Genomic DNA, 24,171 nt, shown 5'->3' with positions numbered 1-24,171 from the left:
ATGGGCTAACGAAAGCTCGTTAGCTCAAAGCGACGATCACTACACCCACCGCAATCATAAAAACCCCGATTCCGTTCATCAGACTGATCTTCTCCCCGAGAAAAAGAATCGCCGCAATGGTAGTCAGCACTACGCTGAGCTTGTCTACGGGAGCGACCTGGGATACTTTGCCGTATTTGATCGCAAGGAAATAAAATATCCACGAGGTTGCTCCGGCGATGCCGCTTAAAGTCACGTAAAACAGTGCCTTTCTATCGCCGATCAGCTCCGGTATTTTCCCGAGGTTCCCTTGAAGAGCAACGACCCCGAGGATAAATAAACACATAATTGCGGCACGTACCGCCGTTGCCGTGTTGGAGTCGACGGATTCCAGCCCGATTTTACCGAAAATACTGACCATCGCTGCCGTAACGGCAGATAATATCGCATAAGTTAGCCAAAGCATAAGCAGCCTCCCGGATTCAACTGTGCAAACCGTAGTTTGACCGAATTCACAGCATTTCACTCCAAAATTTGTGTGTGAGAATCGGCTGTCCTTGATTTGCCTAGACTCGGCGGATAGTTTTCCCTATAATAATTGGATAAACAACCGGAGGTTAAGCCATTGCGTCGTCCTTTCTTTCAGAAGTTCAAACAAATTACACCCGCACAATTCATTGTTCTTTCGTATTTAGTTACTATTGTCGTTTCTACAGGACTCCTCCTGCTGCCCATCAGCCAGCAGCCGGGTGTACGGCTGCATCCGTTCGATGCGCTTTTTACCGCGACAAGCGCCGTCAGTGTTACCGGTCTTACGACCGTCAGCGTACCGCAAACCTTCAGCACCTTCGGGATCGTCATGATCATGGGTATGATCCATTTCGGCGGGATCGGCATTATGGCGTTAGGCACGTTTATTTGGATCCTGCTCGGGCAAAATATTTCGCTTTCCTACCGCAGGCTCATCATGTTGGACCAAAATCGCACACAGCTTTCCGGACTGGTCCATCTAATGCGGTCCATTCTTGTGCTCGCCTTGATCTTTGAGCTCGTCGGCGCTCTTGTGTTCGGAACCTATTTCATGGCGGCGGGCTATTACGACGATTGGGTAAAGGCGTTTTACCACGGGCTGTTCCATTCCATATCGGCCTATACGAATGCGGGTCTTGACTTGTTCGGCAACTCGATGTATTCCTTTTCCGGCGACTACTTCGTTCAGTTCGTTACGATGGTGCTGCTGGTACTGGGAGCGATCGGATTCCCCGTGTTGATTGAGGTGAGGGAGAAGCTGTTCGGACGAGACAAGCAGTTCAAGTTTTCCTTATTTACGAAGCTGACCGTAACGACCTTCGTCTTGCTGATGATCCTCGGCACAACCGGGATTTGGATCGTGGAGAGCAGTGTGTATTTCCAAAATATGTCGTGGCATGAGAAATTTTTCTATTCCCTGTTCAATTCCATATCAACGCGAAGCGGTGGATTGGCCACGATGGATGTGGCTGATTTTACGACACCGACCCAGTTCCTGCTGTCGATCCTGATGTTCATCGGTGCCAGCCCGTCCAGTGTGGGAGGCGGCATCCGGACAACCACGCTTGCGGTCATCATGCTCACTTTGGCGACCTACGCGGTTGGGAGAACGGATGTTCGAGTGTTCCGACGGACGATAAGGCAGGAGGACATTACGAAAAGCTTTGTCGTATTCTCGACAGCGGTCATGATCGTGATCGGAGCTACAATGTTCCTCGATGCCGTGGAAAGACAGCACTTCGCACTGAACAAAATCATCTTTGAAGTATGTTCCGCCTTCGGTACCTCCGGCCTTTCCACAGGAATTACAGGCAGCTTGACAGGTACGGGCAAAATGATCCTTATCTTGCTGATGTTTATCGGCCGTATCGGCATCTTGTGCCTGTTGTTCTTTTTCCGTACGAAGGTGTCGAAGGATCGTTATCATTATCCGAAGGAAGAGCTGATCATCGGGTAAAGGAAGGAGGGGGACACCATCCAATGAAAGTCATAGCTTTATATTTGCTGTTGATCAATCTCTTCGGACTTCTTATCATGGGAGCGGATAAGCGCAAGGCGAAGCGCAAAAATCGCCGAGTCCCCGAAAAAAGGCTGTTTTTCATTGCCCTTGCGGGAGGGGCTGCCGGGGTATGGATCGGCATGCAGCTGTGGCGGCACAAGACGAAGCACGAATCGTTTACGGTCGGCGTTCCGTTTCTTTTTATTCTCAATGTGCTGTGCGTGTACTTATTGCTCAAGTGGCTCTATTTTCCAGAAATCTGAAATGCAGTATACTATTGCTGTACGTCCATTTAAGCTGGAGAGGGGAATGATGGTATGTTCGGTAAAGTCGCGGCGGATTTGCTCGGCCTCAGTGATGTGGGGGCGGTCATTAAGCCGGAAAATTACGACAAGGTGGACTCGGACGATTACGTCCTGCATGAGGATCAGGAGAAAATTTATTTCTTGATCAAATCGAAGACGGATGAATATTGCTTTACGAATCTGGCCTTGATCCATCTCGACGGAACCAGCGCGGTCAGCAAGAAGCGCACGCTGCAGCGTTATCCTTACAGCACGCATCGGATTTCGAATGTATCGCTGGAGACGGCCGGTACGGTCGATCTGGATGTGGAGATTAAATTCACCATGGGCTCGATTCCTTACTCGATCGACGTACATAAGAAGCATATCGAGGAGCTTAAGGATCTGTATAAAGCATTGGTGAAAATTTCCGAGATGACTCACGATAACGACACGATGCTGCAATATGCGCGGGAAAGCGTGAACTTGGCGTCTACCGTTATGAGCCGGGTTTCGAACGAGCAGGCGAACCTGGTGGAGCAGTTCAAGGGCTTGAACGAAGCCGCCTTCACATGGCTGACCGAGACCCGAAAGCAGTATCACGTGAAGGATTTCGGCTCTGTCTTCGAACGGTATTTGAACTTATAACGTACATCCGGACCGTGTCTATTAAGGACATGGTCTTTTTCTGGGGAGGCAGCCATGATTCAAGCGATCGTCTTTGATTTTGACGGACTGGTGCTCGATACGGAGACGCCGGAATTTCATTCGTTTCAAGAGCTGTTTACGGAGCATGGAACGGAATTGACTCTGGAGGTATGGGGCGCGTGCATCGGCACGCAAGGAGGGTTCGACCCTTATGGGCATCTGGAGACCTGCTTGGGGCGGCCGGTTGACAAAGATCAGCTGCGGCTGCTTCGCAAGGCCAAATATGATGCGAAAATGCAAGCTGCCGACGTCAGGCCGGGAGTAAGGTCGTATCTGCAGCGGGCGAAGGAGCTCGGACTTCGGATCGGATTGGCTTCCAGCTCCAAGCGGGCTTGGGTGACGGGGTATTTGGAGCAGTACGGACTGCTGTCGTATTTCGACGTGATCCGCACCTCGGAGGACGTGGAGCGGGTGAAGCCGGACCCCGCTTTGTATGTGAAAGCACTGGAGAGCCTGGGGGTACCGCCGGAAGCAGCCGTTGCCTTCGAGGATTCGCCCAACGGGTCGCTCGCGGCCAAAAGGGCAGGGATGTATTGCGTGATTGTGCCGAATGAAGTCACCTCGCAATTGCCATTCGGGGTTCATGATCTGAGGATGGGCTCCATGGCCGACCAGAGCTTGGATGACGTTCTCGGATCGCTGGAGGATCGGCCGAAGGCGTTGAACGCCGTTTAATCGGACAATGAAAGAAGACAGGGGCAGGTATTGTTACCCAGCACCCCTGTCTTTTTTGCTGTGAGCAGTCAGTAAATGACATTCGGCTTCGCCTGTTGAGGCTCCTCGTGAATGACGAAATCATCCGCGATCAAATTAATCAAGTCTTGCTTCGTGGGCTTGAGGGACCGCTTTCTGAGCAACCTCACGGCCTGGAAGCGAATGGCCTTCTCAATCAGATTGCGGACGTATCTTGCATTGCTGAAATTGAGGTCGCCATACTTGACGACGGCCAAATGCTCGGTGATCTTTTTAATCGATTCGGGGAGTATGGTGTACTCGCGCTCAGCCGCCATTTTCTCCGCGATCTTGATTAGCTGGCTCACGGTGTAGTCGGGGAAATCCACTTGAATCGGAAAGCGGGAAGGCAAGCCGGGATTGGTGAGCAGGAAATTGTCTATCTCATCGGGATAGCCGGCCAGGATGAGGATGAAGTCGTTCTTGTGATCCTCCATCGCCTTGACCAGGCAGTCGATGCATTCCTTGCCGAAATCCTTCTCCCCGCCGCGTGCCAGACTGTAGGCTTCATCGATAAATAAAATGCCGCCCAAAGCTTTCTTCACCATCTCGCGGGTTTTCAGAGCCGTATGGCCGATATATTCGCCGACCAGATCCGCACGCTCCACCTCAATCAGGTGTCCCTTGGAAAGCACTCCCATTGCCTTAAAAAGCTTTGCAATAATTCTTGCGACGGTGGTTTTGCCGGTTCCCGGATTGCCTTTAAAAATCATATGGTATACATGGGAGCCCGCCTGCAGGCCGGCTTCCACCCGGAATTGCTTTATTTGAAGCATTGCGTATATCTGGAAAACCAGCTCCTTGACTTCCTCCAGTCCGATCATCTCGTCAAGCTCCTTGAAGATGTCTGAGAAGGCCTCGAAATGCTGCTTCAATTCCACCGGGTTCTCTTTCGATTTGGGCTTCGGATCCGTGGCTGTCTTAAAGGTAACATTGATTTGTCTGTCCCGGGTTACTATTTGACGCGTATCTTCATCCATCTCCACTCCACCCCCGATATGTATATTTTTATGCCTCACCTCTCAAGAAACATGACTTGAATTGCGTAACCTTCGCAAGTAATTCGGATTCGGGCGCCAGGAAAGAATGGATCCTACATGAACTGTGCATTGTAATTAAGAGAGGGGACGTTTACAATGAACGTGAACGTTCCTACTTGTCGTTTCCTGAATCAGGAAGTCGGCAGTAGCTATGCGTGATGAGAACTCATGCGGTGCGGCTGCGGAAGAAACGCATGCCCGCACGAAGGCAGAAGGAGACGATAAGTTATCCATGAGATCCAATACACATGATGTAACGACGCTGATAAAGCCGCGGGCTATTCTCGTCAGTCTGGTTACCCAAGAGCTGAAGCGTCAGGATGAGTATGATCCGGAATACTCGCTGCAGGAGCTGATCGCCTTGTCGGAAACGGCAGGCGTTGAGGTGCTGGAGACGATGACCCAGAATAAGGAAAAAGAAGATTTCCGCTGGCTGATCGGCAAGGGGAAGGTGCAGGAGCTGAAGCAGCGGATCGATGAGCAGGGGGCCAATACGGCCATCTTCGATCAGGAGCTGTCCGGAGCTCAAGTGCGCAACCTGGAGGAAGCGCTGGATGTCAAAATTATTGACCGCACGCAGCTGATCCTCGACATTTTCGCACAGCGGGCGAAAACCCGAGAAGGGATCATTCAGGTGGAGCTGGCACAGCTCAGCTATTTGCTGCCGCGGCTGTCCGGTCAAGGCAGCAACTTGTCGCGGCTCGGGGGCGGCATCGGGACGCGGGGACCGGGGGAATCCAAGCTGGAGACCGACCGCCGGCATATCCGCGACCGGATCAGCGAGCTGAAGCGCCAGCTGTCGGAGGTGGTGCGCCACCGCAATTTACATAGAGAGCGGCGCAAGAAAACGGGCGTATTTCAAATCGCCCTGGTCGGCTATACGAACGCGGGAAAATCCACCATGCTCCGTCAGATGACCAACGCGGATGTCTATGTAGAGAACCAGCTGTTCGCCACGCTGGATCCGACCTCCCGCGCCTTGAAGCTGCCAAGCGGTAAAGAGGTCGTGCTGACGGATACGGTCGGCTTTATCCAGAACCTGCCGCATGATCTGGTTGCCGCCTTCCGCGCCACGCTGGAGGAGGCGAATGAGGCGGACTTGATCCTTCATGTCGTGGACAGCTCCTCTCCTATGATGGCGATCCAAATGCAAGTAGTGGATCAAGTTTTGGAGGAGCTTGGCGCACATGGGAAGGAACGGATTACGATTTTTAACAAGCTGGATTTGTGCACACAGGCTCAACGGGAGCTGCTGACCACAGAAGGCGAGTTTTTGCGTATATCCGCATATCAAGAGGACGATCTTGCGCGGGTGATGGAGGCGATCGAAGCCAAGCTTACCGGCGGGGATATAACATACCGCATCCCGGCGGACAAAGGCGATGTGATCTCCCTTGTGTACCGGGTGGGCGAGGTGCTGGAGAACGACGTGGACGGCGACGATATGCTGTTCAAGGTAAGGGTAAACAACAAGGAATTCGATAAGATCGGCTATATGCTGGCGGCTTACGATATGGCGCAGCGGCTTCAGGGAGAAAGCGGAGGAGAGACAACGGACCATGTTTAACGAACGGGTGCTCAGCCTGATGGAGCAGGCTGAGCGGAAGGCTATGGGGAAGCTTCAGGAAATCGACCGGGTTGTTGACCATAACAGCTGGAAGGTCATCAAGGCCTTCCAGAAGCATAAGGTAAGCGATTATCATTTTGCCGGATCGACCGGATACGGATATAACGATCGCGGGCGAGAGGTGCTCGATCTCGTGTATGCGGATGTGTTTGGAGCTGAGGCCGCCCTAGTGCGGCCGCATTTTGTGTCGGGCACGCATACGATCGGCACGGCGCTGTTCGGTGTGCTGCGGCCGGGTGACGAGCTGCTGATGATGACCGGGCGTCCGTACGACACGCTTCATAAGGTGATCGGCGAGCCCGGAGACGGGAAAGGCTCCCTTCAGGACTGGGGGATCGGCTACGGGGAAGTGGAGCTGCTGGAAGACGGCTCCGTCAATTTCGAGGAGGTGTCCCGGCGAATCGGCCCCAACACGAAAGTGGTCGGGATTCAGCGATCCCGCGGCTATTCGTGGAGGCCGTCCTTCACCGTAGAGCAGATCGGTGACATGGTGCGGTTCGTCAAGGAAATCAAGCCGGATATCATCGTCTTCCTGGATAACTGCTACGGTGAGTTCACGGAGCGGATGGAACCGACCGAGGTTGGCGTCGATCTGATGGCCGGCTCCTTGATCAAGAATCCCGGCGGAGGCTTGGCACCTACCGGCGGTTATGTTGCGGGAAAAGGCAAATACGTTGAATTGGCTTCCTACCGGCTTACGGCTCCCGGCATTGGCGGGGAGGTCGGGGCTATGCTCGGCACGACGCGGGCCATTTACCAAGGCCTGTTCTTGGCCCCTCACCTTGTCGGACAAGCAGTGAAGGGCTCGGTCTTCGCCGCTTCGCTCTTCGAGGAAATCGGCTTTGTAACGCACCCGCGCTGGGACGATCCGAGGACGGATCTGATCCAGGCCATCCGGTTTACCGGCGCCGAGCATCTGATTGCATTCGTCCAAGGGATTCAGCAGGCCGCTGCGGTAGATTCGCATGTCGTTCCCGAGCCGTGGGATATGCCGGGCTACGAGCATCCGGTGATCATGGCCGCCGGCACATTCATACAGGGAGGAAGCCTGGAGCTGTCTGCGGATGCGCCGATACGTGAGCCGTATATCGCCTACATGCAAGGTGGGCTCACGTTCTCCCACTGTAAGCTCGGAGTGCTTACAGCTATCCAGAACATGGTGGATCGGGGATTGCTGAATTTGTAGTCTTTGTATTCTGAGATGAAAACCTATATGTGCAAACATCTCGCACAAACCTGACATGACTTGACATGTTTTTCCTGTAAGGTTACAATAAGGGTAAGGTTCAGACTGCACAGGAGTGATAAGTCATGAGTGATGAGATACGCCGTAATATGGCGCTTTTTCCGATAGGCATCGTCATGAAGCTGACGGATTTGACCGCCAGACAAATACGTTACTACGAGCAGCATGAGTTAGTGATCCCGGCGCGTACGGGAGGCAACCAGCGCTTATATTCCTTTAACGATGTGGAACGCTTGCTGGAGATTAAGGATCTGATTGAGAAGGGCGTCAATATTGCCGGGATCAAGCAGGTGCTTCTGCCGGTGAACAAGGATTCCGAGGAAGCTACGGTTTTGACGGAGCAATCGGAGTCGAAGCGTCGTGAATTAAGCGATACGCAGCTGCGTAGAATGCTGAAGCAAGAGCTGCTCGGGGCCAGACGCCCGGGTCAGGTGTCCTTGATTGAGGGACAAATGTCACGCTTTTACAAGAAGTAGGTTTTACCGGAGTACAGAGGGCGGCAGGCACAGGCAGGCTCCTGAAGTGCTCCGTTACCTTTGTACATAGTCTAAGGAGGAGAGATTCCAGTGCCAGACAAGAAGTATACGAAAGAAGATATTCTGCGTATTGCCAAGGAAGAGAATGTAAGATTTATTCGCTTGCAGTTTACCGACCTGCTGGGCACCATCAAGAACGTGGAAATCCCGTTAAGTCAGCTGGAGAAGGCTCTCGACAACAAAATGATGTTCGACGGCTCCTCGATCGAAGGCTACGTTCGTATTGAAGAATCCGACATGTACTTATACCCTGATTTAAATACTTGGGTTGTGTTCCCTTGGGTTACGGAAGATCGCGTTGCCCGTTTGATTTGTGACGTTTATTTGCCGGACGGCCGTCCGTTCCCGGGAGACCCTCGCGGCATTCTGAAGGCGGCGCTGAAGGAAGCCGAAGAGATGGGCTATACAGCGATGAACGTAGGTCCGGAGCCGGAATTTTTCCTGTTCAAGACCGATGAGAAGGGCAACCCGACCATGGAGCTGAACGATCAAGGCGGTTATTTTGACCTTGCTCCTACAGACCTTGGCGAAAATTGCCGCCGCGAGATCGTTCTCACGCTGGAGGAAATGGGCTTCGAAATCGAAGCTTCTCACCATGAGGTTGCTCCGGGTCAGCACGAAATCGATTTCAAATATGCGGATGCCTTGAAGGCCGCTGACCAGATTCAAACGTTCAAGCTTGTAGTGAAAACCGTAGCCCGTCAGCATGGGCTGCATGCCACTTTCATGCCAAAGCCATTGTTCGGTGTGAACGGCTCCGGCATGCACTGTCACCAGTCTTTGTTCCGCGGCAGCGAGAACGCGTTCTATGACGAGAGCGACAAGCTGGGTCTGAGCGCTACGGCCAGACAATATATGGCAGGTATCTTGAAGCACGCGCGCGCGTTCGCTGCGATCACGAACCCTACCGTTAACTCGTATAAGCGTTTGGTACCAGGCTATGAGGCACCTTGCTACGTAGCTTGGTCGGCGAGCAACCGCAGCCCGATGATCCGGATTCCGGCATCCCGCGGCGTGAGTACACGCGTAGAAGTGCGTAACCCGGATCCGGCAGCGAATCCTTACTTGGCGCTGGCGGTTATGCTGAAGGCCGGCCTGGACGGTATCAAGAACAAGACCCAGCTGCCGCCTCCAACCGACCGTAACATCTACGTGATGACGGAAGAGGAGCGCGAAGAGCAGGGGATTCCGAGCTTGCCGGTGAATCTGAAGCAAGCGATCGACGAGCTGCTGCGCGATGACGTCATCTGCGATGCATTGGGCGATCATGCACTGGCTCATTTCGTTGAGCTGAAGGAAATCGAGTGGGATATCTACCGCACGCAGGTTCACGCATGGGAACGCGAGCAGTATTTGACCTTATATTAAGCTAGTGAGACCCGAATGAGATCCTTTTGTGATCTCATCCGGGTCTTTTTCTTTTTTGCCCGATTTCTGCAAATGCACAACAAATGGATTGCGAAAGGGGGGCATTGGTGCATTTGTGCGATTATACAAAAATGTATGGGGAAAGAGGCTGCTGATAGCAATTCACCCCGTATATTGGTGCTTATTCGCAGAAATACGTCTTAAGTGACGATTTTGAAGGCTTCAAAGTTGTACTATTGCAGATTTCGGGAGAGTCTTTCAGTTGCCAATAAAAAACGCTCCTTCTACCGTGAAGTAGATTGGAGCGTTTGTGAGTTTAATGAATATCTCTAAAGAGGCCGATGACTTTGCCGAGAATGGTCACGTGCTTCAAGCGGATCGGCTCCAGTGCGGGATTCTCCGGCTGAAGACGAATGTGATCCTTTTCCTTATAGAAGGTTTTTACAGTCGCCTCGTCTTCCTCTGTCATAGCCACCACGATCTCTCCGTTATTCGCGGTCTGCTGCTGGCGGACGATGACATAGTCCCCGTTGTGAATGCCGGCTTCAATCATGCTATCCCCGATGACGCTCAGCATAAAAACCTTATTGTCGCCAACGAAGTGGCTTGGCAGAGGGAAGTAATCCTCAATGTTCTCCGTAGCGGTGATCGGGACGCCTGCCGTAACTCGTCCGATTAATGGCACGCGGGCAACGGACACCGAATAAGCGCCGTCATTCTCCGTACCGTCCAAAATCTCGATGGCCCGCGGCTTGGTAGGGTCGCGGCGAATTAACCCCTTCTTCTCCAAACGCTCCAGATGTCCGTGTACCGTGGAGCTGGAAGCGAGTCCGACCGCTTCGCCGATCTCTCTAACCGAAGGGGGATACCCCTTGTCCCGAACTTCATTCTTAATGAAATCCAAAATCGCCTGTTGGCGGTTGGAAATCTTGCTCATTCGTATCAACTCCAATTTTGGTAATCATTACTTGGAGTATAACACAGAACCGGAGTTCGTACAAACATGAGTTCGAAAAATCGTTGACACAAACATTTGTTCGTGTTATATTATGAACAGAACAAATGTTTGGGGGGGCGATTACTAATGATTCAAAATCCTACACTTATTCATAGATACAATTCTGCTGACGAGTCCAAGCAGCTACATAGCAAGAAGAAGAACAACGGCTTAAACGCTCGTGTGATCTTTACCGTGACGGCCTTATTGCTTTTCTTATCTTTCGGAGCCTTCGGTGCTTCGCTGTTCGGCGACCAGGACGCTTATGCTGCGACTGAAAGTGAGCCCGAGCAGGCAGTGGTTATCGTGGACCAGGGGGAGACGCTATGGTCGATCGCTACTGAACACGCAACGAAGGGAACGGATGTTCGTGATTATGTGCATGAGCTGAGGAAGATGAACGGGCTGAAGAACAGCAATGTTAAAGTAGGGCAGAAGCTGTTGCTTCCGTGAGTGGGTTTAGCTATGACCATTACAATTTTTAGTTGTGATAATACGCGGGTCTTACTATAAGATGAAGGTGCTGTCGAATCCGAAGCAGCGCCTTTTTTCTATGCTTGGTATTCTCGATCATTCCCCTCTCGTCACTTGACAATCCTACCCCTTAGTGTCAAAGTATTAAGGGACGATGAGGTAAATGCAGGTTTCCTTCATCACCATTGGACAAGTCATAACTTGGAGGGTAGTCATGAGCGAACACGAAAGCGAACACGATGCGAACGTCAAGCGGATTAATGAGCTGGCCCGCAAAGCGAAGGCGGACGGACTCACCGATGAGGAAGTGGTAGAGCGTAACGAGCTAAGAAGGAAATATATCGACGCGTTCAAATCTTCGTTACGATCCCAGCTGGATAACATTAAGTTTGTCGACGATGAGGAAGAGAAAAAATAGGGTAAACGGACAATAAGGGGTATTGGAAATGGCGCGTAACTGGGAACGCATGGTCCGACGCAATCGTAAGATGGCGAACAAGCATCGGCAGAAGTACGGGAAACAACAAATAACCGCTGCGACAACAACGGAGGAGTCTACGGTTTATCGGGGAAGAAGCTGGTTTTTGCCAATCCTGCTCGTGCTGACAGGGATTTTTTGCTTCATTATTTTCCGTGAAACCAGGCAGGACGATAACCTGTACTGGATCACCGGGGGCAGCTACATTTTCCTCGGCTTGTTTATTTTCTGGCTGCGTCGTCCTTATTTGAAGGTAGGGAAGGATTCGATTACTTCCCGCCGGTTTGGCGGAGATCGTACCTTCAAGCATGATGACATTAGCGAGTTTGTGTTTCATAAGGATAGTGTTACTATCGGCTTCAAGGGCAAAAACACCCGTTGGGTGTTCACCCGAATGTTTCACCGCTTCTCCATCGCTTCCATGCAGGAAGGCTTGAAGGAGTTTGCCGGCCGTCATTCGATTCCGGTTAAGAATGAGGCCTAGACAAGTAAACATATTTATGGGTTTTGGGGGAGACAAGGAAAATGGCTATTAAAGCGGTTTTGTTTGATCTGGATGACACGCTGCTGTGGGATGAGCGCAGCGTGAAGGAAGCGTTCGCAGCAACGTGCGAGGAGGCGGCCAAGCATTATGCCATTGAGCCTGCTCATCTTGAGGAAGCGGTTAGAAGTGAAGCCAGGGCATTGTATGAGTCCTACGAAACGTTTCCGTTCACCAAGATGATCGGGATCAATCCGTTCGAAGGATTGTGGGCACGGTTCAGTCAGGGCGAGCAGGAAGAGTTCCGCAAGCTGGAGGCGCTGGCCCCGGAATACCGCAAGCAGTCCTGGACAAGAGGACTGAAGGCGTTAGGGATAGAAGATGCGGAGCTGGGTGCCCGATTAGCGGAGCTGTTCCCGGCTGAGAGACGCAGCCGTCCGATCGTTTATGAGGAAACCTTCGAGGTGCTGGATCAATTAAAATCCAAATACCAGCTGCTGCTCCTAACGAACGGCTCTCCCGATCTGCAGAAGGAGAAGCTGGCCGGCGTACCCGAGCTGGCTCCTTACTTCGACCATATCGTGATCTCCGGTGAATTTGGGGAAGGCAAGCCGGCTGAAGGCATTTTTCATCATGCGATGAAGCTGCTGAACATCTCCGCAGAGGAAGGCGTTATGATCGGAGATAAGCTGACTACGGATATTTTGGGCTCGAACAAGGTCGGTATGCGCAACATGTGGATCAACCGTCACGGTCTGACCCGCGGGGACGAGATCGCTCCGGCTTTCGAAATTACCAGCTTGCGTGACATTCAAGGTGTTATTGATTCGCTATAATTCATTTATTCAATAAACAAAGCCCGTCGGCCGAATGAATCGGTGACGGGCTTTCATTATGGTCATGAAGAGGCTTATGCCTGTTGGAAAGCAGGATCTTCAAACGGATGAGCGATCCAGCCTTCTGTCTCAATGAAGAGTCGAACGGCTACAATCTGGCGATTTTCCATAAGAGTGAAGAAATGAGGCTTATGCTCCGGAACGGAAATCACGTCTCCTGCCGTCAGCTCAACATCGAAGTAGCCGACATCATCGGTGCCTTTAATAATAAAGATGCCTTTGCCGGCAGTAATAGCACGAACTTCATCCTCCGTATGCGTATGAACCTGCTCGAATTTCTTCAGCAGCTCATCCAGATTCGGAGTCGCGTCCGACAATGCCACGATATCCCAGGTGCGGTAGCCGCGGCGGCTGGCCAGGTCGCGAATTTCTTCGTCGAAGGTAGACAGGATTTGTGCCTTCTCCTCATCGGACAAAACAAACTTCTCTTGCAGCTCGGCCGGCAGCTTCTTCTCATTCCAGTGCTCGTAAAGTACTTCTTGTTTATTCAAAAAGGCCTTCACCTGCTCTTCGCCGGTGATGCGTTCATTGGTGCTGCGGATACGAATTTCTGCCATACGGATCCCTCTTTCCCCTTGGTATTCAATTCCTACTAAACAGTATTATAGTGGAAGGAGGGGCATCTGTCGATAGTGTTAATACGACCAAACCGATCGGATATATAAAGAATCAAGACCATCACATGATTTGTCGCTTTTCATCATGTCACATTTCTGTTACACTATGGGTTAAATTAGAAGTCACTTTTTGTTGATTGAGGGCGGCATTTGAAAGGGGTTTGGCAATGACTAAGGTTAGTTTGCAAGATCAGCTTAAGAAGAAGATTCTCATTCTTGACGGTGCGATGGGAACCATGATCCAACAGGAAAACCTGACCGCAGAAGATTTTGGCGGAGAGGACCTGGAAGGCTGTAACGAATACTTATGTATTACTCGCCCGGATGTCATCTCGAAAATTCATGAGGCGTATTTTGCGGCGGGCGCTGATATTATAGAGACGAATACGTTCGGCTCCACTAGTGTGGTCTTGGCTGAATATGATCTGCAGGACCGTGCCAGAGAGCTGAACCTGATCGCAGCGAAACTGGCGGTGGAAGCGGCCAAGAAATATAGCACACCGGAGTGGCCTCGTTATGTCGCGGGCGCCATGGGGCCTACGACAAAGACGTTATCCGTTACCGGCGGCGTGACGTTCGAAGAACTGGTGGACAGCTATTATGAGCAGGCTTTAGCCTTGATCGAATCGGACGTGGATGCGCTGCTGCTTGAGACCTCCCAAGACACGCTGAACGTAAAGGCAGGCAGCATCGGGATTCGCAAGGCGTTCGAAACGCTCGGCCGTACGCTGCCGATTATGATCTCCGGTACTATTGAGCCGATGGGAACCACGCTGGCGGGCCAGAACATTGAATCCTTTTACATTTCTCTGGAACACCTGAACCCGATCTCCATCGGCTTGAACTGTGCAACAGGCCCGGAATTCATGCGCGATCATATCCGTACGTTATCCGACATTGCAGGAACGGCTGTGAGCTGTTACCCGAACGCGGGGCTGCCGGATGAGAACGGACAATATCACGAGTCCCCCGATTCGCTTGCGAAGAAGCTGGCTGGCTTTGCGGAGCAGGGCTGGATCAACATTGCCGGGGGCTGCTGCGGAACGACGCCTGCTCATATTCAGGCTATGGCAGAGACATTGAAGAACTACAAGCCTAGAGAGCAGAAGGGTACGCACCCTCCGGCGGTTTCCGGGATTGAGACCATTTACATCGAGGATGCCAACCGTCCCGTTATGGTCGGTGAACGTACGAACGTTTCCGGCTCCCGGAAGTTCAAGCGTCTGATCAAGGAAGGCAAATTCGAGGAAGGCTCCGAAATCGCCCGTGCTCAGGTAAAGAACGGCGCTCAGGTCGTTGACATCAACCTCCAGGATACGGATATCGATGAAGCCTATGCGATGGAGCAATTCCTTTCGCAGGTCGTCAAGAAGGTAAAGGTCCCACTCATGATTGACTCCACTTACGACCATATCATCGAGCTGGGATTGAAATATTCGCAAGGGAAGGCCATCATTAACTCAATCAACCTTGAGGATGGCGAAACGAAATTCGAAAGCATCGTTCCGTTGATTCATAAATACGGCGCCGCTGTCGTCATGATCCTGATCGATGAGCGGGGGCAGGCCGTTTCCCGCCAGGCCAAGCTGGAGGTCGCAACGCGCGCCTACGACCTGCTGACAGGGAAGTATGGAATGAAGGCAGAGGACATTATTTTCGACCCGAACATGTTCCCGATCGGCTCGGGTGACCCGCAATATATCGGTTCCGCTGTGGAAACGATCGAGGGGATCCGGATGATCAAGGAAAAATATCCGGCATGTAAGACGATCCTCGGCTTAAGTAACATTTCCTTCGGTCTTCCGCCGGCCGGCCGCGAGGTGCTCAACGCCGTTTACTTGTACCACTGTACCAAGGCCGGATTGGACTATGCGATTGTGAACACGGAAGCGCTGGAGCGTTATGCTTCCATACCGGAAGAGGAAAGACAGCTGGCAGAGAACCTCATTTTCAACACTACGGATGAGACGCTTGCAGCCTTCGTCGCGCATTTCCGTGAGAAGAACGTAGAGAAGAAAGAGAAAATTTCGAACCTGTCTCTGGAGGAGCGACTCGGCTCCTATGTCATTGAAGGTACGAAGGAGGGTCTCATTCCGGATCTGGAGGAGGCGCTTAAGAAATATTCGCCGCTGGAAGTCATCAACGGTCCGCTCATGAGGGGAATGGAAGAGGTTGGCCGTTTGTTCAATAACAACGAGCTGATCGTTGCCGAGGTGCTCCAAAGCGCCGAGGTCATGAAAGCTTCCGTAGCGTTCCTTGAGCAGTTTATGGAGAAGAATGAGTCCGCCGTGAAAGGGAAAATCATTCTGGCAACGGTCAAGGGCGACGTGCACGACATCGGAAAAAATCTTGTTGAGATTATTTTGTCCAACAATGGCTATCACATTATAAATCTTGGCATCAAGGTGCCGCCGGAGCAGTTGATCGAAGCATACCGGAAGGAAAAGCCGGATGCGATCGGTTTATCAGGTCTTCTCGTGAAATCCGCGCAGCAAATGGTCGTAACGGCGCAAGACTTGAAGAATGCCGGCATCGATGTGCCGATTCTGGTCGGCGGCGCGGCCTTGACCAGAAAGTTTACGAAAACGCGGATCGCCCCTGAGTACGATGGAATCGTTGTATATGCTAAGGACGCAATGGACGGACTGGATATCGCCAACAAGCTGAGCGATCCGGAGCAGCGTAAAGTGCTGATTCAGCAGCTTCGGGAGAGCGTGGACTCGGATGTTAAGGAAGCCGGACGCAAGGAAGATCAGATGCCGGCGCTGACCAGGGTGAAGAGCTCCGACGTGGACCACACGGTACCGGTACAGGTGCCGCCGGACCTGAAGCGTCACGTGCTGCGTGATTATCCGATCAGCCATTTGATCCCATACATCAACATGCAGATGCTGCTGGGTCACCATTTGGGTCTGAAGGGCAAGGTAGAGAAGCTGCTGGAGGACAAGGATTCGAAGGCGGTGCAGCTGAAGGAAACGGTGGATCAAATTCTGGAGGAGGCGCAGCGCGAAGGCGTCATCAAAGCTCATGCCATGTACCGCTTCTTCCCTGCTCAGTCGAACGGCAACGAGGTGCTTGTCTATGATCCTCAGGATCATACGAAGGTGCTGCAGAAATTCACGTTCCCGCGGCAAGGAACAGAGCCGTTCCTCTGCTTGGCCGATTATCTGAAGTCTGTGGACAGCGGAGAAATGGACTATGTAGGCTTCCTGGTCGTGACGGCAGGTCATGGCGTTAGCGATCGTGCTACGATCATGAGAGATAAGGGAGATTATCTCCGCTCTCACGTGCTGCAGGCGACCGCCCTTGAAACCGCAGAAGCTTTCGCAGAGCGTGTTCACCAGATGATGCGCGACGTATGGGGCTTCCCGGATCCGGCCGATATGACAATGCAGGAGCGCTTCGGGGCGAAGTACCGCGGCCAGCGGTTCTCGTTCGGTTATCCGGCGTGTCCGGATCTGGACGATCAGAAGCAGCTGTTCGCTCTTCTGAATCCGGAGGATATTGGAGTGGAGCTGACCGAAGGCAGCATGATGGAGCCGGAAGCTTCCGTATCGGCCATCGTTTTTGCTCATCCGCAGGCAAGATATTTTAATGTGGAAAAAAGTTAGGCATACTATAAAGGGTGGGGCATGAGCTGCCTCACTCTTTCCTTTATCCATACGAAATTCATCATGAAACGGAGTCGGTCGGTTTGGAGCTTTATTTTCTCGGCACAGGGGCGGGAATGCCCTCTAAGGAACGCAACGTGACCTCGGTTATGTTGAATCTGCTGGCCGAGCGGAATTCTTACTGGATGTTTGACTGCGGGGAAGGCTCGCAGCATCAGATTTTGCGGTCTCCGGTCAAAATGAGCAAGCTGGAGAAGCTGTTCATCACGCATCTTCACGGAGATCATCTCTACGGATTACCGGGTCTTCTGTCGAGCCGTTCCTACCTTGGAGGAGAGCAGCCCTTCACTATTTATGGTCCTAAGGGGATTAAAGCCTTCATCGAGCTGGTACTGCAGATCAGTCAGTCGCACTTGATCTATGAGCTTAACATCATTGAACTGGAGAAGGACCGGCAGGGCTTGTTGTTCGAGGACGCAGGCTTCGAGGTACATATCGCCCCGCTTGTTCATCGGGTGGAGAGCTACGGTTATCGAATCGTCGAGAAGCCTCAAAAAGGCCAGCTGCAGGTACAAAAGCTGAAGGAGCTTGGCCTGGCATCAGGTCCCTTGTTCGGCAGGATCAAACGGGGAGAAGATGTGGCACTGGACGACGGAACGGTGCTGAAGGCAGCGGACTTCGTAGGTCCTTCAAGCGCCGGCCGGGTCGTGACGATTCTGGGCGATACACAGCCTTGTCCTGGCAGTCTAGAGCTGGCGAGAGGGGCGGATGTTTTGGTGCATGAGGCGACATTTGCGGAACATAAGAAGCAGCTGGCCATCGATTACGATCATTCCACTGCGATGGATGCGGCTAGAACGGCCCATGAGGCAGGCGCCAAGCACTTGATACTGACTCATATCAGTTCCAGATATCAAGGAGCGGAGGCGGAGCTGCTTGTGCAGGAGGCCAAAGAGATTCATGAGAGCACCTATTTGGCGCACGATCATTTTCGATTCGAGATTCCAGCTGTCAAGCGGGATGCATCCTTGTAATGGAGATGGAGCCCCCGTCCCTTGAAGGGAACGGAGGTCTCCGATAAAGCAAAAACTTATTGATTTCGTTGATTAAGCGCCTCATCCCTAATTTCGGAACGGAAAGAGCTTAAGCTCTCGCGGCGGCGGGCATTCTTCTCAAGGATTTGCTCCTTGTCTTGAGGCGTAATCTCGTCCGCATGCTCGGCAAGATACTCTTCCGCTTCCTCCAGGTTGGCGATGGTATGGTTAATATTGCTTTGCAGATGCTCTACATTGTCGGCACGGTTATCCGGCTTGGCCATGTTGCGATCAACTCCTTCGAAATGGTGGTTGCTCGGCGCATCGGCGCCACCATTACGATGCCACTTCGTTAGGGTCTATATGCACAGTAAGTTGCAGGAAGGGGACTTGTACAGCGTGCAAGGCTTTGCTATTTTACTTGGTTATTATTTGCTAGGAACTTGGCTTCAAGGGGCACTTCAGCTCCCGCTGCCGGCCAATGTGATCGGACTCCTGTTGTTTACCTTAAGTTTATTTGCAGGCATTGTGAAGCTCGAATGGGTGGAGCAATCGGCACAGTTTTTGATACAGCATATGCTTTTATTTTTTACCCCCTTCGTCGTGGTGGTCTAGCCCCAATTTTGTAGACATTAAAAAAAGCCCTAGGATGCAAGCTGGCGCCGGAACTCCAACGGTGTCAGCTTGTTTAGTTTTTTCTGTATTCTCTCATGATTATAAAAATGTATAAATTCCTCTATTCTCCGTTGTGCCTCGTCCAAAGAACGGATATCATAGGGATAGAGCGCTTCCGCTTTGAGATGCGAGAAGAAGCTCTCCATGGCGGCGTTGTCTAAACAATTGCCGCGTCGGGACATGCTGATTTGGGCGCCAACCGTAGGCAGCATGTCATGGTAAGCATGAGACGTGTACTGGAAGCCTTGGTCGCTGTGAACGATCAATCCGGCTATCTTATCAGTCACGTCTTTTTGCGTTTCGAACGCGGCTTTAAACGTTTCTAGGACCAATTCATTGTCGTTACGCTTGCTTATGTGATATGCAACGATATCGTTGCTGCACAAGTCCTTGATGGCCGACAAGTATAGCCTCTCATCCCCAACACGATACTGTGTCACATCCGTTACCCACTTCTGATTTGGCTTGTCTGCCTTAAAGTCACGCTGCAGCAAGTTCTCTGCAACCCGGCCGGCAGCTTCCGCCGCCTGGTATGTACTACGATAGTTGCGTCTTCTTCGGATGACTGCCTTTAATCCTAGCACTTGCATCAACCGAAGCACCCTCTTGTGGTTGGCCTTCTCATCAAATTGTCGTTCCAGCTCCATCACAATCCTCCGGTATCCATAGGTTCCATTTCGCTGCTCATAAATGGCCTTGATTCGTTCTTTCGTCTCTTGGTCTTTGTCCACACCTTGTTTGCTCAGAAAGCGATAATATCCACTTCTGGATACGCCCAATATGCTGCAGAGTTCCGTTATTGGATATTGCTCTGCGGCCGATTCAATGATGCGATACTTTCCTTGCACACCTCCTGCTTCCAGATTTTCAAACACTTTTTTAGGACTTCATTCTCCCGCTTAAGCTGCTTCATGTGACGATCCTGATCTATGTATTCCTCTCGCCGTCCTCGTTGATCCAACAGCCCAAACTCTCCAGCCTCTCTAAATTTACGCATCCACCTCTTGACTCTATCCTTGTCTTGGATTCCGAAGTGCTCGGTGATCTGCCGGTAGCTCCATTTCTCCTCAACGTGTAGGCGAACCGCCTCTTTTTTCATTTCATCTGAGTATGATTTGAACTTTTGTCCTTTAATCGCCATGAAAAAATGCACCCCCTATAATTCATCGGATTAACCAGGGGTTTTTCCAATGTCTATTATAGGGGGTGCACCTCATGGGGACGATGGTGTTTTTTCCTCTAATCGGCGAGCAGGCCGTGGTCATTCTAATCAGTTTGTTCGGTAGCACGATTGGCGTTCTGCTTATCACCGGGTGGACCGTTAAGCTGACTCGGCTTCGCGGGAAGGAGAAGCAGCATGATGCTGGCTGAGCTTTCAAATACACCGCTGTTCGGCGTCTCACTGACGGTCATCGTCTATGCTTTATCCCTATCGGTACATAACAAATACCGAAATCTGCATCCGCTGTTTCTTTGCTCAGCCGTAATCATCGTGGTATTACTTCTATCAAAAATACCGTATGAATCTTACCGCCGTGGCGGCGATTATATCACTTTTTTCCTGGGACCTGCGACCGTTGCCTTAGGTGTTCCACTTTATAAAAACGCTAGTAAAATCCGCAGCAGCTTCGCCTCCATCGTAACCGGTATTACGGTAGGCACGCTTAGCGCTTTGCTGCTTTCGGCCGGACTTGTGTGGAGCCTTGGCGGCTCGATGGAGCTTCTCATCACAATGATGCCGAAGTCGGTAACCTCTCCCATTGCACTGGAAATTTCACGACAAGCCGGAGGGATCCCGGAGTTGACGGCTGTTCTTACGGTGCTGACGGGTCTTATCGGCAGTATGTTCGGACCGGGTCTGTTGCGCGCGGCAGGCGTTCGGGACGATATTGCTCTCGGCACGGCTATCGGCACCTCGGCTCATGGCATCGGCACGGCCCGGGTCATCCGAGACTCCGAGCTGCAGGGAAGTGTCAGCGGCTTTGCCATGGGGGTAACGGCGATTTTGACCTCGTTCCTATTTATTCCTTTATATGCTTGGCTTCATTAAAATGTGGAAGGAGCTGCTCTGACGAGCAGCTTTTTTGCATTCTCCTATTTTTTCCATCCTTACAAAAGCTTAAAAATCCGAAAACGTTCGCTTAATATTCGTTTGCTACGCTTAGCTGGATAACATCTTCATCCATCCAAGCCTCAGAAAGAGGGTGCCTATTGATGATTGAATCCGCTGGCAGTCTTACCGCGCCGCTATCCTATCTTACCGTAGCCCTGGCGGCAAATGATCAGGAAGTGGAGCAGGCATTGCGGCTCCGGTATCAAGTGTTCGTGGAAGAAGAAAAAAACATGCTGATGCGCACGGAATCAGGACTAGAGCGGGATGAATACGACGTTTATTGCGATCATCTGATCGTTAAGGATGTGCAGACGGACACGGTCGTCGGGACTTACCGGCTGCTTCCCGGTGAACGGGCCATCCGGAATATCGGATTCTACTCGGAGACGGAATTTGACCTCAGCTCCTTCGGCGACTACAAACGCCATGCCTTGGAGCTGGGCCGAAGCTGCATCGATCCGGCTTATCGCGGCGGCCGGGCGATTCAGCTGCTGTGGGAAGGCATTGCCTCTTATATCACCGAGCATAACTATCAATATTTAATCGGCTGCGCCAGCGTACACCTGCATAAGCTGGAGGAGCTGAACCCCATCTATACGATGCTCAGGAAGAAGGGGGTCATCACGGACCGCTACGGTATCCGGCCGCTGGAGACTCACCGGATTCAAGGACTGGGCATGATGGAGACCGAACAATCGGAGAAGGAGATTTTCCGCCGGCTGCCGCCGCTGATGAAGGGCTACCAGTGGCTTGGCGCGGAGATCGGGGGAGATCCGGCTCACGACGCTATTTTTGATACGGTCGATTTTTTCATCATTCTAGAAAGGGATCGCGTGACAAGACGATATAAAAAGCACTTCCTGAACAGGTAAGGTGATGGTGTTTGTACGAATGGATCGGTAAGGTAACGGGGAATGAGCGGAAACGAAGGCAGCTGGCTGCTCTGAGCAGACGGCTTCCGAGCAGCTTCCTGCTGTTCCTGTGCAGGGCATCGGCCTTTATGCTGTATGGCTTAGCAGGCAAAAACATAAAGCGAACGGTTCTATCCAACATGTCCGATTTGCTTCCCGGACGGACACCACGCGAGCTGCAGCGATATCGATACCGGTACTTTGAAAATATCGTAATAACGCTTTACGAGCTGCTTATGGAATCATTTGGGTTGGAGGAGAGCGCCGCGCGGCGGTTTCAGGTAGAAGGGGAGGAGCATTTGTCGGAGGCATTGCGGCGTGGGCGGGGGGCTATTGTCTATACGCCGCATGTCGGCAACTTTTTCTATTACTACTGGTATTTGTGTCAGAACTATTCCTGTCTCACCGTCGTTACATCGGGAAGTCCTGAGCTGCGACCGTTGTATCTTACGTTTCAGGCCATGGGCTGTACCGGCTTAGATTATGATGAAACGCCTCCGCTGGAGCTGTTTCGCAAGCTGCGCAGGCATCTTCAGGCAGGAGGGGTCGTGTTTCTCCTCGGTGATTTCTGGAGACCGTCGTTTCCCCGGTCCCGCTTCTTCGGTCGGGTAACACGCACACCGGATGGGGCTGCAACGCTGTCGATCGATCAGCTGGCGCCGGTGATTCCCTTCTACGGCTGGCGGGAACAAGGCTTTACACACAGGCTGCGGTTCGAGCCTGCACTTCATCTCTATGCGTCCTACTCAAAAGCGACAAGGTCGGATGCGACGAAGGTTTTGAACCGCTTCATGGAGCGGGTGATTCGGGAACGCCCGGAGGAATGGTTTTACTGGTTTAATGCCCAGGAGCGCTGGGAGGAGGAACAGGAGCCGGAGATGGCCGATGCTGCTAAGGAGAGTTCGGCTCATACGGCGTAACGGAGGTGACTGGCATGGATACGGGGAGCCATTTGTTGTTCGGAGCTACACTAGCCGGTTTAGCGATGCTTCATCCGGTCGCAGCGGCAGAGCCCGAGGTCGCTCAAGCGATACTCGTTGCAGCATTAGCGGGGTCACATGCTCCTGATTTGGACACGATTGCGAGATGGAAGGGGTATGCTGCCTACATTCGAGTACACCGGGGGGTTACGCATTCCCTTCCCGCGCTGTTGGCGTGGCCCTTACTTTTATCCTTGCCGATTGCGTGGCTGTTCGGTGTCATGGAGCATTGGCTGCTGCTCTATGGATGGTGCTTCGCGGCCGTCGGGTTCCATGTTTTCCTGGACTGGTTTAATGCGTATGGCGTGCAGTGCTTTCGTCCGTTTTCCAAGCGGTGGCATCATTTGGATGTATTGGCTTTGTTCGAGCCCTTTTTGTTTGCGCTGCATGCGGCGGGCTTAGTGGCTTGGGTTGCGACGGACAGCAATCCCGGCGAGATGTTCCTGACGATCTATGCGATGACCTTCCTCTATATCGGGATTCGGACGCTTCAGCATAGTCAGCTCATAGGGCGCGTGAGACAGGAGCTGAGCCCGGACGGCGTTTGTCATGTGGTGCCCAGCATGCATTGGTTCCGATGGCAGTTTGTGCTTGAGACAAAGCACTGCTTTTATACGGGGATCATTCAAGGGCGAAGGATTGTCGTAATGGATGTATATCGTAAGGACGAGGACAACGCGATCGTCACGGCTACGCTTGGAACCGATGGGGTGAGGGCGTTTTTACATTTTGCCCAGCGTGTATATGTGAAGTGGACCGAGAAGCAGGATGGCTACATCGTGGAATGGAGAGACGTCCGCTTCTGGTATAATCACAAGCTTCCGTTCGGGGTTGATGTTCAGCTGGATCGTGATCTGAACGTGGTGCATCAGCGAGTTGGCTGGCGGAAAAAAGCTTGGGATCCGCCCTTTGTCTAGCTAAATACGAATGTGTATTTCAAGAAGCAGCTGCTCGTACCGGACATCGATTCCTTCGGGGAACGCATTTCGCTGTATAAATCGTCGAATATCTCGTAATTGCATGTATAACGGGTACGCAAACGGAGATAATAGATTGGGTGAAAAACCCATCACGATATCGAACCAGGGAGGTACTGCGTCATGGACTTTACGAGTCAGGATATCGCTGTGATTGAACAAGCTCTGCAATTGGCAATGAAGGTGCAGGGAAACGAGTCGAAGGCTCATCAATTTCGCGAGGTGCTCGCCAAACTGCAGGCGAATGCAACGAGCGCGCTCACTGCATCGGTTGGCCATGAAGACAGTGCAAGGGAAGACGGGTTTCGATACGATTACGATGATTCCTCCGACCTGCTGTAAACCGTGGGTACTTTCCCGGGAAAGCGCAGGATACGA

At 52.0% G+C, this 24,171-nt stretch carries 28 protein-coding genes; 21 read left to right on the top strand and 7 right to left on the bottom strand.

Annotation, left to right across the window (positions count from 1 at the left end; all coding sequences use genetic code 11):
* Nucleotides 1-19: 19 nt before the first annotated feature.
* Entirely contained in the window at nucleotides 20-445 is a 426-nt protein-coding gene (locus RAC89_RS01985; protein ID WP_284639976.1) for an EamA family transporter, read from the bottom strand.
* A gap of 159 nt (nucleotides 446-604) precedes the next feature.
* On the opposite strand from RAC89_RS01985, the gene RAC89_RS01980 reads away from it, so the two are divergent.
* From RAC89_RS01980 to RAC89_RS01965, 4 genes are read left to right on the top strand one after another with little or no spacing between them, the layout of a single operon-like run.
* A complete protein-coding gene (locus tag RAC89_RS01980; RefSeq protein ID WP_306611429.1) occupies nucleotides 605-1,966 on the top strand; it encodes a TrkH family potassium uptake protein in 1,362 nt (453 codons plus the stop codon).
* A 23-nt stretch (nucleotides 1,967-1,989) separates the two neighbouring features.
* On the top strand, nucleotides 1,990-2,271 hold the full coding sequence (locus RAC89_RS01975; RefSeq protein ID WP_284639972.1) for a DUF1294 domain-containing protein: 282 nt from the start codon (nucleotides 1,990-1,992) through the stop codon (nucleotides 2,269-2,271).
* A gap of 54 nt (nucleotides 2,272-2,325) precedes the next feature.
* Nucleotides 2,326-2,940 carry a PH domain-containing protein gene (locus RAC89_RS01970; protein ID WP_306611427.1) on the top strand — a complete coding sequence of 205 codons (615 nt, stop codon included), beginning with the start codon at nucleotides 2,326-2,328 and terminating at the stop codon, nucleotides 2,938-2,940.
* A gap of 54 nt (nucleotides 2,941-2,994) precedes the next feature.
* Nucleotides 2,995-3,675, top strand: coding sequence for an HAD family hydrolase (locus RAC89_RS01965; protein WP_306611425.1), 681 nt, complete (start codon nucleotides 2,995-2,997; stop codon nucleotides 3,673-3,675).
* Between the two features lie 68 nt (nucleotides 3,676-3,743).
* Here RAC89_RS01965 and RAC89_RS01960 read toward each other — a convergent pair whose 3' ends face one another.
* Nucleotides 3,744-4,712 carry an AAA family ATPase gene (locus RAC89_RS01960; RefSeq protein WP_306611423.1) on the bottom strand — a complete coding sequence of 323 codons (969 nt, stop codon included), beginning with the start codon at nucleotides 4,710-4,712 and terminating at the stop codon, nucleotides 3,744-3,746.
* Nucleotides 4,713-5,004: 292 nt separating this feature from the next.
* Between RAC89_RS01960 and hflX the strand changes: the two genes are divergently transcribed.
* The 4 genes from hflX to glnA all read left to right on the top strand — a co-directional run bounded on the left by hflX (nucleotide 5,005) and on the right by glnA (nucleotide 9,549).
* Entirely contained in the window at nucleotides 5,005-6,339 is a 1,335-nt protein-coding gene (gene hflX, locus RAC89_RS01955; RefSeq protein WP_284639965.1) for a GTPase HflX, read from the top strand.
* A complete protein-coding gene (locus tag RAC89_RS01950) occupies nucleotides 6,332-7,585 on the top strand; it encodes a methionine gamma-lyase family protein (RefSeq protein ID WP_306611421.1) in 1,254 nt (417 codons plus the stop codon). The genes hflX and RAC89_RS01950 overlap by 8 nt, the downstream gene beginning before the upstream one ends.
* Nucleotides 7,586-7,710: 125 nt before the next feature.
* Nucleotides 7,711-8,121 carry a MerR family transcriptional regulator gene (locus RAC89_RS01945; protein ID WP_284639961.1) on the top strand — a complete coding sequence of 137 codons (411 nt, stop codon included), beginning with the start codon at nucleotides 7,711-7,713 and terminating at the stop codon, nucleotides 8,119-8,121.
* 90 nt (nucleotides 8,122-8,211) lie between these two features.
* Nucleotides 8,212-9,549: a type I glutamate--ammonia ligase gene (gene glnA / locus RAC89_RS01940; protein ID WP_284639959.1), complete on the top strand. Its 1,338-nt coding sequence runs from the start codon at nucleotides 8,212-8,214 to the stop codon at nucleotides 9,547-9,549.
* 316 nt (nucleotides 9,550-9,865) lie between these two features.
* Here glnA and lexA read toward each other — a convergent pair whose 3' ends face one another.
* The gene (gene lexA / locus RAC89_RS01935) at nucleotides 9,866-10,486 is read right to left on the bottom strand and encodes a transcriptional repressor LexA (protein WP_284639957.1); all 621 of its coding nucleotides are present in this window, start codon (nucleotides 10,484-10,486) and stop codon (nucleotides 9,866-9,868) included.
* Between the two features lie 147 nt (nucleotides 10,487-10,633).
* On the opposite strand from lexA, the gene RAC89_RS01930 reads away from it, so the two are divergent.
* The 4 genes from RAC89_RS01930 (at nucleotide 10,634) to RAC89_RS01915 (ending at nucleotide 12,815) form a co-directional block, all read left to right on the top strand.
* Nucleotides 10,634-10,999, top strand: coding sequence for a LysM peptidoglycan-binding domain-containing protein (locus tag RAC89_RS01930; protein ID WP_306611418.1), 366 nt, complete (start codon nucleotides 10,634-10,636; stop codon nucleotides 10,997-10,999).
* Between the two features lie 235 nt (nucleotides 11,000-11,234).
* Complete coding sequence (locus RAC89_RS01925; protein ID WP_284639954.1) at nucleotides 11,235-11,438, top strand: DUF896 domain-containing protein; 204 nt, start codon at nucleotides 11,235-11,237, stop codon at nucleotides 11,436-11,438.
* A gap of 28 nt (nucleotides 11,439-11,466) precedes the next feature.
* The gene (locus RAC89_RS01920; RefSeq protein WP_306611415.1) at nucleotides 11,467-11,982 is read left to right on the top strand and encodes a hypothetical protein; all 516 of its coding nucleotides are present in this window, start codon (nucleotides 11,467-11,469) and stop codon (nucleotides 11,980-11,982) included.
* Nucleotides 11,983-12,023: 41 nt separating this feature from the next.
* On the top strand, nucleotides 12,024-12,815 hold the full coding sequence (locus RAC89_RS01915) for an HAD family hydrolase (protein ID WP_306611413.1): 792 nt from the start codon (nucleotides 12,024-12,026) through the stop codon (nucleotides 12,813-12,815).
* A 74-nt stretch (nucleotides 12,816-12,889) separates the two neighbouring features.
* On the opposite strand, the gene RAC89_RS01910 is transcribed toward RAC89_RS01915, so the two are convergent.
* Entirely contained in the window at nucleotides 12,890-13,432 is a 543-nt protein-coding gene (locus RAC89_RS01910; protein WP_306611411.1) for a 1,2-dihydroxy-3-keto-5-methylthiopentene dioxygenase, read from the bottom strand.
* Between the two features lie 227 nt (nucleotides 13,433-13,659).
* On the opposite strand from RAC89_RS01910, the gene metH reads away from it, so the two are divergent.
* Together metH and rnz are read left to right on the top strand one after the other, a co-directional pair.
* Complete coding sequence (gene metH, locus RAC89_RS01905) at nucleotides 13,660-17,103, top strand: methionine synthase (RefSeq protein WP_306611409.1); 3,444 nt, start codon at nucleotides 13,660-13,662, stop codon at nucleotides 17,101-17,103.
* An 83-nt stretch (nucleotides 17,104-17,186) separates the two neighbouring features.
* Entirely contained in the window at nucleotides 17,187-18,137 is a 951-nt protein-coding gene (gene rnz, locus RAC89_RS01900) for a ribonuclease Z (RefSeq protein WP_306611407.1), read from the top strand.
* Nucleotides 18,138-18,193: 56 nt separating this feature from the next.
* Here rnz and tlp read toward each other — a convergent pair whose 3' ends face one another.
* The gene (gene tlp, locus RAC89_RS01895) at nucleotides 18,194-18,421 is read right to left on the bottom strand and encodes a small acid-soluble spore protein Tlp (protein WP_284639942.1); all 228 of its coding nucleotides are present in this window, start codon (nucleotides 18,419-18,421) and stop codon (nucleotides 18,194-18,196) included.
* Nucleotides 18,422-18,500: 79 nt separating this feature from the next.
* Here tlp and RAC89_RS01890 point away from each other — a divergent pair, with 79 nt between their 5' ends.
* Nucleotides 18,501-18,752: a CidA/LrgA family protein gene (locus tag RAC89_RS01890; RefSeq protein ID WP_306611405.1), complete on the top strand. Its 252-nt coding sequence runs from the start codon at nucleotides 18,501-18,503 to the stop codon at nucleotides 18,750-18,752.
* Nucleotides 18,753-18,781: 29 nt separating this feature from the next.
* Here the strand turns inward: RAC89_RS01890 and RAC89_RS01885 are convergent, their stop codons facing one another.
* Complete coding sequence (locus tag RAC89_RS01885; protein ID WP_306611403.1) at nucleotides 18,782-19,660, bottom strand: IS3 family transposase; 879 nt, start codon at nucleotides 19,658-19,660, stop codon at nucleotides 18,782-18,784.
* On the bottom strand, nucleotides 19,609-19,953 hold the full coding sequence (locus tag RAC89_RS01880) for a helix-turn-helix domain-containing protein (RefSeq protein WP_306611401.1): 345 nt from the start codon (nucleotides 19,951-19,953) through the stop codon (nucleotides 19,609-19,611). The genes RAC89_RS01885 and RAC89_RS01880 overlap by 52 nt, the downstream gene beginning before the upstream one ends.
* A 74-nt stretch (nucleotides 19,954-20,027) precedes the next feature.
* On the opposite strand from RAC89_RS01880, the gene RAC89_RS01875 reads away from it, so the two are divergent.
* The 6 genes from RAC89_RS01875 to RAC89_RS01850 all read left to right on the top strand — a co-directional run bounded on the left by RAC89_RS01875 (nucleotide 20,028) and on the right by RAC89_RS01850 (nucleotide 24,135).
* Nucleotides 20,028-20,183, top strand: coding sequence for a CidA/LrgA family protein (locus RAC89_RS01875; RefSeq protein ID WP_306611400.1), 156 nt, complete (start codon nucleotides 20,028-20,030; stop codon nucleotides 20,181-20,183).
* Complete coding sequence (locus tag RAC89_RS01870) at nucleotides 20,170-20,862, top strand: LrgB family protein (protein WP_306611398.1); 693 nt, start codon at nucleotides 20,170-20,172, stop codon at nucleotides 20,860-20,862. The genes RAC89_RS01875 and RAC89_RS01870 overlap by 14 nt, the downstream gene beginning before the upstream one ends.
* A gap of 164 nt (nucleotides 20,863-21,026) precedes the next feature.
* Nucleotides 21,027-21,797 carry a GNAT family N-acetyltransferase gene (locus tag RAC89_RS01865; protein ID WP_306611396.1) on the top strand — a complete coding sequence of 257 codons (771 nt, stop codon included), beginning with the start codon at nucleotides 21,027-21,029 and terminating at the stop codon, nucleotides 21,795-21,797.
* 11 nt (nucleotides 21,798-21,808) lie between these two features.
* Nucleotides 21,809-22,756: a lysophospholipid acyltransferase family protein gene (locus RAC89_RS01860; protein ID WP_306611394.1), complete on the top strand. Its 948-nt coding sequence runs from the start codon at nucleotides 21,809-21,811 to the stop codon at nucleotides 22,754-22,756.
* Nucleotides 22,757-22,770: 14 nt separating this feature from the next.
* Entirely contained in the window at nucleotides 22,771-23,733 is a 963-nt protein-coding gene (locus RAC89_RS01855) for a metal-dependent hydrolase (RefSeq protein WP_306611393.1), read from the top strand.
* A gap of 183 nt (nucleotides 23,734-23,916) precedes the next feature.
* Nucleotides 23,917-24,135, top strand: coding sequence for a hypothetical protein (locus RAC89_RS01850; protein ID WP_284639934.1), 219 nt, complete (start codon nucleotides 23,917-23,919; stop codon nucleotides 24,133-24,135).
* The last annotated feature ends 36 nt before the right edge of the window (nucleotides 24,136-24,171 follow it).

Origin of the sequence: Paenibacillus sp. GD4, assembly GCF_030846225.1 — a bacterium.
In the GTDB taxonomy this organism is placed as follows: Bacteria; Bacillota; Bacilli; order Paenibacillales; family NBRC-103111; genus Paenibacillus_G; species Paenibacillus_G silviterrae.
The sequence above is the reverse complement of the archived record's forward strand: the minus strand, read 5'-3'. Positions and strand labels throughout refer to the sequence as shown.